Annotated in this window: 13 protein-coding genes and 1 tRNA gene; all 14 read right to left on the bottom strand. The window is 28.5% G+C overall.

Annotated features, from left to right (window positions below):
• Positions 1 to 179: 179 nt before the first annotated feature.
• On the bottom strand, positions 180 to 383 hold the full coding sequence (locus J7J62_04070) for a hypothetical protein (GenBank protein MCD6124330.1): 204 nt from the start codon (positions 381 to 383) through the stop codon (positions 180 to 182).
• On the bottom strand, positions 373 to 654 hold the full coding sequence (locus J7J62_04065; GenBank protein MCD6124329.1) for a hypothetical protein: 282 nt from the start codon (positions 652 to 654) through the stop codon (positions 373 to 375). The genes J7J62_04070 and J7J62_04065 overlap by 11 nt, the downstream gene beginning before the upstream one ends.
• 10 nt (positions 655 to 664) lie before the next feature.
• Positions 665 to 1,513 (bottom strand): hypothetical protein, encoded by an 849-nt coding sequence (locus J7J62_04060; protein ID MCD6124328.1) that lies wholly within the window; start codon positions 1,511 to 1,513, stop codon positions 665 to 667.
• Positions 1,514 to 1,533: 20 nt separating this feature from the next.
• Positions 1,534 to 3,054, bottom strand: a complete 1,521-nt coding sequence (locus J7J62_04055) for a hypothetical protein (protein ID MCD6124327.1) — start codon at positions 3,052 to 3,054, stop codon at positions 1,534 to 1,536.
• A gap of 58 nt (positions 3,055 to 3,112) precedes the next feature.
• Positions 3,113 to 3,457 carry a zinc ribbon domain-containing protein gene (locus J7J62_04050; GenBank protein ID MCD6124326.1) on the bottom strand — a complete coding sequence of 115 codons (345 nt, stop codon included), beginning with the start codon at positions 3,455 to 3,457 and terminating at the stop codon, positions 3,113 to 3,115.
• Positions 3,458 to 3,476: 19 nt separating this feature from the next.
• Positions 3,477 to 3,647, bottom strand: a complete 171-nt coding sequence (locus J7J62_04045; GenBank protein MCD6124325.1) for a hypothetical protein — start codon at positions 3,645 to 3,647, stop codon at positions 3,477 to 3,479.
• A gap of 12 nt (positions 3,648 to 3,659) precedes the next feature.
• Positions 3,660 to 6,041 carry a hypothetical protein gene (locus J7J62_04040; protein ID MCD6124324.1) on the bottom strand — a complete coding sequence of 794 codons (2,382 nt, stop codon included), beginning with the start codon at positions 6,039 to 6,041 and terminating at the stop codon, positions 3,660 to 3,662.
• 1 nt (position 6,042) lies between these two features.
• Complete coding sequence (locus J7J62_04035; protein ID MCD6124323.1) at positions 6,043 to 6,966, bottom strand: hypothetical protein; 924 nt, start codon at positions 6,964 to 6,966, stop codon at positions 6,043 to 6,045.
• Positions 6,967 to 6,968: 2 nt separating this feature from the next.
• Positions 6,969 to 7,901: an AAA family ATPase gene (locus J7J62_04030; protein MCD6124322.1), complete on the bottom strand. Its 933-nt coding sequence runs from the start codon at positions 7,899 to 7,901 to the stop codon at positions 6,969 to 6,971.
• A gap of 12 nt (positions 7,902 to 7,913) precedes the next feature.
• A tRNA-Gly gene (locus J7J62_04025) sits at positions 7,914 to 7,986 on the bottom strand.
• 6 nt (positions 7,987 to 7,992) lie between these two features.
• Positions 7,993 to 8,751, bottom strand: coding sequence for a hypothetical protein (locus J7J62_04020; GenBank protein ID MCD6124321.1), 759 nt, complete (start codon positions 8,749 to 8,751; stop codon positions 7,993 to 7,995).
• A 26-nt stretch (positions 8,752 to 8,777) separates the two neighbouring features.
• Positions 8,778 to 9,245 carry a hypothetical protein gene (locus J7J62_04015; protein MCD6124320.1) on the bottom strand — a complete coding sequence of 156 codons (468 nt, stop codon included), beginning with the start codon at positions 9,243 to 9,245 and terminating at the stop codon, positions 8,778 to 8,780.
• Complete coding sequence (locus J7J62_04010; protein ID MCD6124319.1) at positions 9,242 to 11,020, bottom strand: AAA family ATPase; 1,779 nt, start codon at positions 11,018 to 11,020, stop codon at positions 9,242 to 9,244. Before J7J62_04010 ends, J7J62_04015 begins: the two co-directional genes overlap by 4 nt.
• 2 nt (positions 11,021 to 11,022) lie before the next feature.
• Positions 11,023 to 11,700, bottom strand: a 678-nt coding sequence (locus J7J62_04005) for a hypothetical protein (protein MCD6124318.1), incomplete at its 5' end; no start/stop codon positions are given.

The following is an 11,700-nucleotide window of genomic DNA, read 5'->3' as shown; positions in this document are numbered from 1 at the left end:
TATCTTCAAAATCCCAAAATAATTTTATTTTATGATTAACTTGATCTCGCCAGAATGCAAGCAATTTATTTAATTCTTTAATTTTACCTTTATTTGCATAAATCTTCAATCTGTAAGACTTAATCATCATATTCCAAGGATCAAATTTAGTTGACCACTTTCCATTTTTCAATAAGTATTTAATTTTCTTCTTTTTTTTCATTTTTCAAAAAAAATAACACTTCAGGTATTAAAAATTTAGTATCAATTCTATGGCTAACTTCTAAATTGCCATCTTTATAAATTTCAAATAAAACTTCATGTTCATCTAAACGTCTATAATATCTTGCAATCCCATTCTTTTCCATTAAAACAACAAAATTCAAAAATTTATCATGGATCATACAATTTCATTTCTTTAATAGTTTTTTTCATTAATATCAACTGTTTATTCAATTCCGCCAAAAATTGTTCAAATTCCACCGAACCACTTATTTTTTTATAAACCATAATCAATCCTGCTAGAATATCTGAAAAGAAATCATATAAACTTTCTTCTTTTGAACTAGAACTAGTATAAAAATAATACAAATTAGAAGACTTAATCATAACGGAAATATGATAATCATCCTTACATTTTTCTTCAATTATCTTCAATAAATCCTTTAATTTCATCAGTTACTCCTTAAATAAAATTCTTTTCTGCAAGACTTTTCAATTGTTCTTTACGCTTTTTCTTTGCTTCTTCCTGCAATTGTAATAATTTCTTTAAATCCTCTATTGTCATATTTCTAATTTCTGCCTGATGCTTTAATTCTTCTTCTGTATATTTCTTTGCTATTTCAGATAAATCTTCTTTAGGCTCTTTCTTTTTGCCTTTATCGCCTTCTTCCACAGGTTCATTAATTTTCACTTTTACTAAGTCAGCATTTTCTGGGTCTTCAAGGAATTTTTTAATATATTCTTCTACTGGAACCTTTATTACATTGCCACGACTAGTTTCTTTCACATGATACCAATCACCATTTTCTTCATCCCATACAAAATCATCTCTGCACAATTTAACAATTCTTTTGGGGTTCTTTGCTATATTATATGCAGAATGTAAAATTCTGCTTTCCAACTGATACCTTCTTAGTTTGAAAATTTCATCTTTAGAACTATTTAAACCACTTTCTAGTTCTTTGATTTTCTTTTCATATTCTCTTATTTCGGCCTGATATTCTTTTTTCAATTTTTCAATTTCCCTTTCATGCTGAATTTTCAACTTTTCTATTTCCGAAGCCTCCTTCATCTTTTCTTCTTCTTCTTTTTCCTGATACTGGTTCAATTTTTCTTCCAATTCGGACATTCTTTGCTTAAGTTCTTCTTCTGCCTTTTCTCTTACTTGCATCTTTTCCTGCAAAATCTTCAATTCTCTTTTTGCTTTTTTAGCTTCTTCTTCCGCTGCACGTAACTCTTCCTTTAGCTTATCCCTTTGCTCTACAACTTTCTTAAATTCACTTTCAGAAACAAACTTTTTATCTTCAGGCATAATATATTAAACCTCCTAAATTATTTTTCTTCTTCTTTTTCTTCTTTTGGTTTTTCTTTCCCTTTTTCTTTAGGCCTTTTTGCTTGTTTCTTTACTTTACTTCTTTTTATTTCTTCTTCACTAGCTGTAAAATCATAGATATCACGGGCCTGACCAAACAATATACCCGCTGAATCTTGTATTTCATTAATAATTTCATCACGATTTTTCTGAACCATCGGATAAGGACAATTTTCAGTTAATTCTACGGCTAATGCTTTATTGAAGCTCCTGCTAATATTTTTCTTCATCATTTCAAATATGCTGTCGAAATAATCCATGAAACTCAATGCATTAACATCCCTGCAATAACTGCTGAAATATCTTTTATTAATTTGCCTTTCCTTATTCAAATATCTTAAATAAAATTCTATCATTTGGTTTTCAGCACTTTCTAAATGCATAACTTTAGCCTTCAATGTTGCACCAACCAATTCCAATGCAATTCTTCTTGCTCTACTGCTATTTGTAACGATATCTTCTCTAGTTCCAGCTAAAGCTGTACTCAAATAAATAAAATCTATCATACCATTTATAATGTTCCAAATTGTTCTTAATTGACTAATGTCTGGTGTAATAAATTGTGGTGGATGGCCTGCGCTTGCTGGATAAGTGAAAACAGATGAAGTTCCAATTTTCTTTAAAACATTCCCTTCTTCTGCTCTATTCATTTCTTCTAATTCACCATCATCAGGACAAACCAATTGTGCAAATCCCTGTCTCTCTATCATTTCATCAATTATAGAAGTCCAGTTAAAGATAGTTCTTGCTAGGTAAGGCATATCATTTGATAAAGGTTCACCTTCACCTAAATTATCCACTTCATCATGCAAAACCCTAATTAACGGAATCTCACCTAAGGGATTACTTGCACTTCGAATCGAATTTCCTTCTTCATCAAAAGTATAAATTCTTTCTTTAGTTAATAAATAATAATATATTTTTTCTTCTCTTTCTACAAAAGGATTCTTATCATCATATTCAGGCAATCTTATTAATGCCCAATTATAATTCCCAAAGGAATCTAAAGACCAATCAACAACATCTAAATAAGATAATACGTTTACATAAGGCAAGATTCTTTTTTCTAAAACTTCTTTTAGACTTAATGAACCTTGTATATTGTGCGGAACATCAAATCTTAACCAAAGATAAGATTGGCCCATTAAAGTAGATAAATTAGAAGCTTTGCGCATAATTTTATCAATATTATTGCCTTTTCTATCGGCATTTTCAAAGAAAGGGGCTAAAATGGGTGCATTGGAACGTTTAACAGGCGTGGCAAAAATAAAATTAGTAAAAGCATTTATAACTTTTCTAGTGATATTCATATAAGAAGCACGTTTTTTGCGATTCTGGAAAGAATCATCGTCTTCCAACGAATGACTAAAAAGTTCATTCTCAATAAAATCTTGTCCACCTAAATAGGCTCTTAGGAAAAACTCATATTCTTCCTTTTTCTTTGTATAATTAGGATGTCTTCTTGAAGTATCAAAATTCACACAGGTTCACCTCATTAAACCAAGCATAACATAAAAAAGCAAATTTGTCAAGATTATATTATTTAACTAAATGTTTTTCCAATAATTTTTTTCTATTATATTTAGGTAAAGATCTCCAACCTTTTTCGCCTCTATTTTTCATATATGCTTCTTTTTCCCGTTGTTTTGGAATATTCTCATCAAATGGTTCAGCGCCTTTTTCCCACATTCTATAATCATTAAAATATGTCCCAGGACCAGCTTTAGTTAAATCTATTCCTGGTGGACTAGTAATAACCTGATACATTGTACCTTTTGCACCACAAACAGGACAAATCTCTGGTGCTTTATTATGTTCTGAAATAGGTTTTTCTTCTTCAACTATTGTTCCACATTTTCGACATTTATACTCAAAGCGGGGCATGGTTTTTACCTCCTAAAATTTATTTCTCCATTTCTTTTAAAATTTCTTCTATTTCCGCTATTAAATCTTCTATAGCTACAACTTCATCCCCACAACCTAATGCCATAAGTTTATGTTTTTCACGTCTCAAATTATATAATTTATCTTCAAGGAGAATTTTAACAGCTCTCTCTAAAATATCTTTTTTCATTTTTACCTCTTTTTAAACTTTACTTTGCCATCTTTTAGAAATTTTCGTTTCCACTCTCAAATCAATTGAACCTAATAATTTATCTACAAGTTCATGTCTTTCCCTAATTCCTTTAGTCATTTCATAAATTATAAATTCTTCCATTTCTTTAATAAATTTTTCATCATTATCTATCTCAAAGATAATTTCATCATGCGCTTCTATAATTGGATAAATTCTTTCATCTAATAAACGGTTTTCAATAATTTCATCTATATCGCCAAGCGAAATTAACATAATATCTGACGCAACAGATTGAACTACAGTATTAAAAGCCTGTCGTTTTGTTTCTTCATCAAATTTATCAAATTTTCTTATCCTTCCAAAAGGAGTATTAATATAATGATTTTTTTCTACAAATCTTACACATCTATCTATTGTTTCTCCTATCTGCGGAAATCTCTCAAAAAAATTATCAATTAATTCTTGTGCTTTATCTTCCGAAATTCCCAATCTTTTAGCCAATCCAATAGGTGTTATACCATATAATATACCAAATGTCACAGATTTTGCAAACTGTCGCTGTTGTTTTTGAACTTTTTCATAAGGAATATTGAATATCATAGAAGCAATCATTGTATGAACATCTTTTCCAGACTTCAAAATTTCAATTAATTTCTCATCACGAGATAAAGCACCAGCAACACAAACTTCAATCATAGAATAATCTGAACCTAAAAATAATTTATTTGGCCTTGCAATAATCATTTCCCTAACGCCACCTGTTCTTGGAAGATTTTGAAAATTAAATTTATGTTCTTCTCTTCCTAATTCAGAACCGCTACTTGTCCTTCCTGTAATAGTCTTAGTTAAATTGAAATTTGTATAAGCTATGCCATTAATTAACTTTGCTTTAATACCCTTAGCATATGTTGAATATAATTTTTCAAATTTTCTATATTTAGATATATAACCTGCTATTGGATATTTATCTTCCAATTCTAATAAAACTTCCCTTTTAAATGATTTATAATCTTTATATGATAAACCATATACACCATAGAATAATAATCTAATATCATGATCAGAACTTGGATTAAAAGGTACTTTATTAATCAATCTTTTCTTATAAAATTGTATTAAACTTTCAGGCAAAAATTTTACATTTATATTATCTAAAAAATCAGTTGTCATACTTTCTATCTTCTTTTTTAATATTTGTAATCTCCTTTCAAACTTTTGCGTAAGTAAATCTAAATATCTAGTATCCACTAAAACACCTTTATATTCCATTTTCATCAAAGCTCTTTCTGCTTTTAACAAAAAATTCCACAAAAAAATTTTATCTTTTAACTTATCTCTTAAAATATTATATAATCTAGCAGTTTTTATAACATCACTTGCATTATATTCTGGATTTATATATGTTTTCCAATCTTTACTTCCTTTGATATCTTCTCCGTAATGAATCAATTCTGGAACATATTCATAACATAAACTTTGCAAATTATAATGCTTTCTATTCTGATCTATTATATAAGCAGCTAATTGTGTATCTGCATGTATTGGAAGCCAAATTTTAAATTTATCATAAATCCACTTCAAATCAAACTTAATATTATGACCAATAAGTTTATGCTTAGAAAGTTCCAAAATCAATTCTTTAGTTATATCATTTGTAACAAATGCAAATTTATGATTACCAATGCCTAACAGTTTTATGTCGCCAAACTGCCATTCAATAGCAGAAGTTTCCAAATCAATTGTAACTTCATCTAATTGTTTTAATATTTTTATAAGTTCATTACTATTTTCAATAAATTTATATTTAATTTTTTCTTTTTTTAATTTATTATTGAACAATTCATTTAATACCTTCAATGCATCAGAAATAAATCTTGATTTAGCATCACTTCCATATTTACGCATATAAGATGCTGGATGCGGCAATATTGCAAAATATTTATTATCTTTTAATACAACTTTATTTTTAATTTCAGTTAAAGTAAGACCTAACATTCCTTGAACAGGCACGTTTCCCAATAAAAGAAATTTATTACAATCTATATTTTCAATTTCCTTATCAAGATAATACTTACATCTTCTTATTATCGGAACTGTAATTTTAATTTCCTTATCAAAACAATGAACCATATTGGTTGCAAAACAATCTTTTCTATTAATTCCATAAGATGATAAAGCAGACCATAGAAAGTCGCCCGACTTTCCAACGAAAACTTTTCCTTGTTCTATTTCAGTTTGTCCTGGATTAATCCCTATAATAATCAGTTTTGGTGGATTTTCCTTAAATTTTTTTAATTCATCTTTAGAAGGAAATACAGATGGGCTTTTTAGAAAAGGACACTTTTCACAAATTTTGTCTATTTTATGAGGGACAAATTTTTCAAATAACATATTACAAGTTCCCAATTGCTACCCAAATTTTCATATCTTTTGTTTCCAAATAAGCAACATTATTTTTACAAATTAAAAATTCGATATAATCATCATTAGATGGAATATTAAAAATTATTGCAGGTAATATATAAGTACCATCCAATTTTCCTTCTATCTTACACAACAATTTGATTTCAGGATATTCATTAATCAAATAATTTTTCTCTAAATTCAAAGTATCTATTTTTGACAAAGAAGTCAATAATTTAACATCATTATATGGAACTTGAACCTTACAAATAAATTCTTTAGAATTTTTAATATTATCTACTTTTTTATAAAAATCATCTTCAGCTTCAGAACCAATTATATAAGAAACAAATCCATGTTCAGATGTAATATGTCCTACCCAAACATCTGAAAATTTGGCAATTGAAAAATAATTATCAGGAATTATTAACTCATCAGTATTAATGATTAAACGTTTAATCTTCTTATCAAAATCAACATATTCTGGTTTTATCTCTACATAAACAGAATCATTTCCCAAAGCTAAAAAGTTAGGGCTAATATCTATATATGATATATCACTAGTAAATTTTTTCAAAATATTAGCAATTTTAATCATTTTTTCCAAAGTACCTTTTGTAAAATATATTTTGTTATCTACTTCGATTCTATCTGGAAGCTCAGATTCTATACATGGTATAAATGCTTCTAAATTTCCAATCTTATATACCAATTTATCTTTTTTCAAATTTAGCTTTCCATTTTGGACTTCCAAAACTTTATATATCAAATCACAAGTAGCTTGCAAAGGCTTTTCAACTGGAAAATCCATATCGATTTCACCATAAATACCCATTCCAGAAAAAATTGCCTTATCTTTTACTAAAAATACATAAGCATTTTTCTTTTGTAAAATATTCAATAACTCTTTCATCTTTAACCTCCAAATTTATTTTTTACTTTTTCTAATCTAAAATATGTTTCTAATATAGCCAAAATCATAGAAGATGAATCATAAATAGGATGATTTAATGGCTCTATACAGTCATATATCAATCTAATATTATCTGGTGATAATATCAAAAGTTGATTAATAAAGGTAGCTAATAAGTATTTTCTTAAAGCTTCAGTATTTGCCTCTATTTCTCTTTTATATTTATTCAGATAATCAATTAATTGTTGTAAATCACTAACATTAAATAATATCTCTGCTATCTTAGAAAAACTTAATTCTTCATGACTAGAAGTAATTTTTTCCAAATAATTTAATGCATCACCTTCACTATTAAAATGAATCATTCCCGACATTAATTTTTTAGCTATACCAATACATCCATAAGATTTTTCATATAACTTTTGAAAAAAAATTGCACTCACTGGAAATTGCAATGAACGCAACCCTTTAGCTATACATTTACAAAAAGTTCTATATTCCAAAGCTTCAGTTCTTAATCTAAGACATCTTCTTCTAATAGTAATTGGAAGTTTATCACCTTCTATTCCAGTCAAGATAAAATGTACATCTTTTGGTGTATTTTCAAAAATGTTCAAAAAGCTATTCATTGCAGCCGTACCAATCTCATTAATTTCATCTAATATCCAAATACGTTTTCTATTTTCGAAAATTGGTGTTTGAGCACGTCTAATTATCTCCCTTGCATTATCTATTCCCCTTAAATCAGCAATATTTATAAAATAAATATAACGTGGAATTGTAAAGTGATTAGCAATTATATTAGCTAATGTAGTTTTGCCAGAACCTGAAGGGCCAAAGATTAAAATAGCCCCAGGTAATGGTTGTTCACCATCAAAAAATGGTTTTAATACCTTTTTTAATAATTCATTTCCACAAATATCTTCTAGTTCCACTTTAACCTCCAAAGCGGGAAGCAGGACTTGAACCTGCAACTTCCTGACTGGTAATCAGGTGCTTTACCAATTAAGCTATTCCCGCTTTTTTTTAAATTTCTATTTCTTGATCAATATCTGATGATAAATCTTCAATTTCAGGTTCAGCAGATAGTTTCTTTCTAATACAATTTACATCATACTTACAATCAAAAGCAATTTCATCTTCTCTAAGTTGAGTAACATTCCAATGAAAGAATAAATAACTTATTGGATACTTATTCTCATTTTTACAAGGTAACATTCTAATTTCTATCGTCTCATTTTCCTTCATTTCAAATCTTGGCTGGAAAATTTGAATTTGATTGCTAATCAACATATAAGATAAGAGAGCTTGATCATGAATATCTATTATTTCTTCTTTATACTTATTCCACAATTTCGTAATTGACATTGGTTTACCTTTATCAACATCATATTGTGTTCTACCATCACTTCCAGATGTTTTCTCTATAACCAATGTATAACCTTTTTCTGGATCAACAGCATCTCCCCAACTATTTGGAGCTTTCGGGTGCATTTTCCTTACAATTTTATCTGTTACATTAACAGGTATTTGGAAAAGTGTAATTCGTCTAGAATAATCTTCATATTGTTCACTAAGAATAACCGCATAGCAGACAAAGAATTTTTTCTTATAAATGCTACTAGCTTCATCATCATGTCTTTCGGCATACAGCCGTCTGGCCTTCAAACAATGTGGACATTCAATGCCGAACATTCCTAAGCAAGGAACACCAATTCTTTGACTTTCGCCTGACACTACCCTTCTTACATTTTCTGTTGTTTTGTCATTTAACCAATTAAACATCTTTAACCTCCTTTAATTTTATTTTTTTAATCTTCTTTCCAAGGCCCATCTAAAATTTTTAATAATTCAGCCTTGGAAAGATTATCTTCACTTATTAACAATTCTTTATCAATTTCTAATATAGCCTTTAACAATGATGCTCTTTGTACATGTATTTGCAACATAGTTTTGCAAAATTCATATAATTCTGTTGTTCTATCCAATCTCTTTTTTAATTTAACATATTCCTCATCCAATGGCAAGGTGTATTTTATAAAATTTTGTTTAGCCGCTTCAGATTTAAATTCCTGTTCATTAATCACTTTAGCTTGATATGCAATGAATTCCAATTCCGCTTGATGCATAGATTTTCTAGCTTTACGAGCTCTTAGAGCCCATTGTCCTAATAGAAATGGTTGTTGTTTTATTAATTCAACCAATTCGCCAATACTCGGCGCACCCAAATATAACTCTTTCCTTAAATCTAATAAATATTTCAAATCTTCTTTTTTCATTTTTTCCTCCTTTTTTCTTTTATTTCCATACTTTCAAAAATTTGCTCCAATTTAATAGCTTCATCTTTAGTTATTTCTCTAAAATGAAGAAAATTAGTATCTAAATCAAAAAAACAAGTGCCACCTTGAGATTCTCTACCCGCTTCTACTGAAACATACAATACTCTACTAAAGCTTTCTTCAATACCTGGAATTCTATTTCTATGTATTAACAAAACTGTATCACTATCTGATAGAAAACTAGCCGCCCATTGTGGTGTCATCCCTTTTGGCATCATAGTAGGATCGCCCTTACCAAAATGCGCAATTATAACTATTGGAACTTCCAACTCACGTGAAATGTCTCTAAATTTTCTAATATAACTTTCCATAACCTGAACTCTATTGTGAATTTCTGTTCTCACCAAATAATGTATATTATCAAATATAACTAATTTTAAATCAAAACGCAAGATGCTATCTCTAATAGTTTCTTCTACTTGCTCAGGTTTTTTAATACTATTTGGAGCACAAATATAAAGGCTTGGAACTTGATTCTCATCTAAATAATGTTTTATCAATACATAATCCTTTGTAAATTGAAAATCTCTACCAACATCTAATAACATTCCCCAAGCTAATTTAGCTAATCTAGTAGCTGTCATTTCAACACAATAATACATAGTTGGAATATTTTGACGTGCTAATTCTGTAGCAATTTTTAAAAATAATGAGGTTTTTCCCGTCTTCGGGAAACCTACTGCTGTAATCAATTCGCCTGACCTAAAACCACCATTTAAAATTCTATTCAATTCTTCGCTAAATGTTGGCAATACATTTTCCGATATTTCACCTGCCAATATTTCACTTTCCGCTATTTTATCTATTCTATGTACAGATTCAGGTTCTGCTCTTGTTGCTTCTTTTAATAATAATTTAAATCTTTCTATCCCAAATTCATTTACATAATCAGATACATCATAACCTTCTGGCAAATGAATTATATAACAACGATGGATACCTAATCTGCTAATCAATTTTTTTGTTCCTAATTCGCCTGCCTTATCTGCATCAAGTGCTAAATAAATCTTTTCCAATTCTTCAAATCTTTCATACCATTCAGGGTGGAAAACCCCAGCACCAGGAATCCCCAAAACATTTTCTATTCCTTTATCTATTAAAGTTATAGTATCATGTTCACCTTCTAGAAGAATTGCTTCACCAATATCATAAATATCTTTTAATGCATCTTCATTATACATTATTTTAGGTGCATTCTTTACTTGCCTAAAAGTTTTAGGCAATCCAAACCAACTTCTATACTTAATATTATATAATCTCCCATTTTTAAAATATGGGATAACCAAAGTCTTTGGAACTGGCAAAATTTCACCATCAACTTCTTCATTTTCAACCAAAACACCCAACTTTTGTCTTCTTATAGTATTTAATGAAATTTTCCAATTCTTTATTAAATCTCTTAAATATTTTCTATTTTTCATCAATGTATTATGTGCTAACATAACTTCATCTAAATATTTATTATCTAACGGTTTTAACTTTTCAAAAGATAGCTTCGCAACGGTATCAATTAATCCCATTTTCTTTTTCAAACTATAAAGACTTCTACCACTTTCTAAACATGCAAAACAATGCCATTTGCCTGTAACAGCATGAATAACAAATGCACGATTACCTTCCGAACCACAAAAAGGACATTTATGTAATCTTATTTCTTCGCCTTCTACTTTAAAATCCAAATTTTGTCTTTTCAAAAAATCAATCGGCCTTTCCATGATTAAATCCTAAAAATAAAATTACGCACAGGTGGTGCAAATCTTAATAATGATCCATATTTTTCTTCAAACAACAACTTTTTCTTTTTTATTAATAGTATATCAGCATTAGTTATCTTACGTTTGAACAAATTAAAAAATATTTCATTATTTAATAAATAATCTAATTCATTATATCTTATACTAAATCCATAAATATTTGTCCTTTCCTTTGGAATTATAATTCTTGACCAATGCTGTCTAAGCCAAAGAAGACTATTATCACGATGTTCCTTTCTAATATTCAAAATTCTATTATGTGCATTTACAATATCCTTTACTATTTGCATATCTAAATAATTATAAAAACGAAATATAAAATTTTCAATAAGGATTCCAGCTTGTGGAACATAATTTAACTTTCCTTGAAAATTAACAATTGTAATTGCAAAATCCATATAATAATCCAAATAGGCCTTGTCCATTCTAAATTCAATATCATACTTTTGACAAAGGGATTTATAATAAGGATGAAAATCTGAAAATTGTAATAAATCAACATTAGATTTTTTTTCTAATAAAAAAGAAAGCTTATTAGAAATTAAATGGCGGGTATTAGGAATAGAAATGTATTTGCCATAATAATATGAAATGGCATTAAGAAAATAATGATAAGCTTCACTTAAACCAAGATTTTTATC

The organism is bacterium (assembly GCA_021159335.1).
GTDB lineage: Bacteria > UBP14 > UBA6098 > B30-G16 > B30-G16 > JAGGRZ01.
This window is presented reverse-complemented; position numbering and strand designations above follow the sequence as displayed.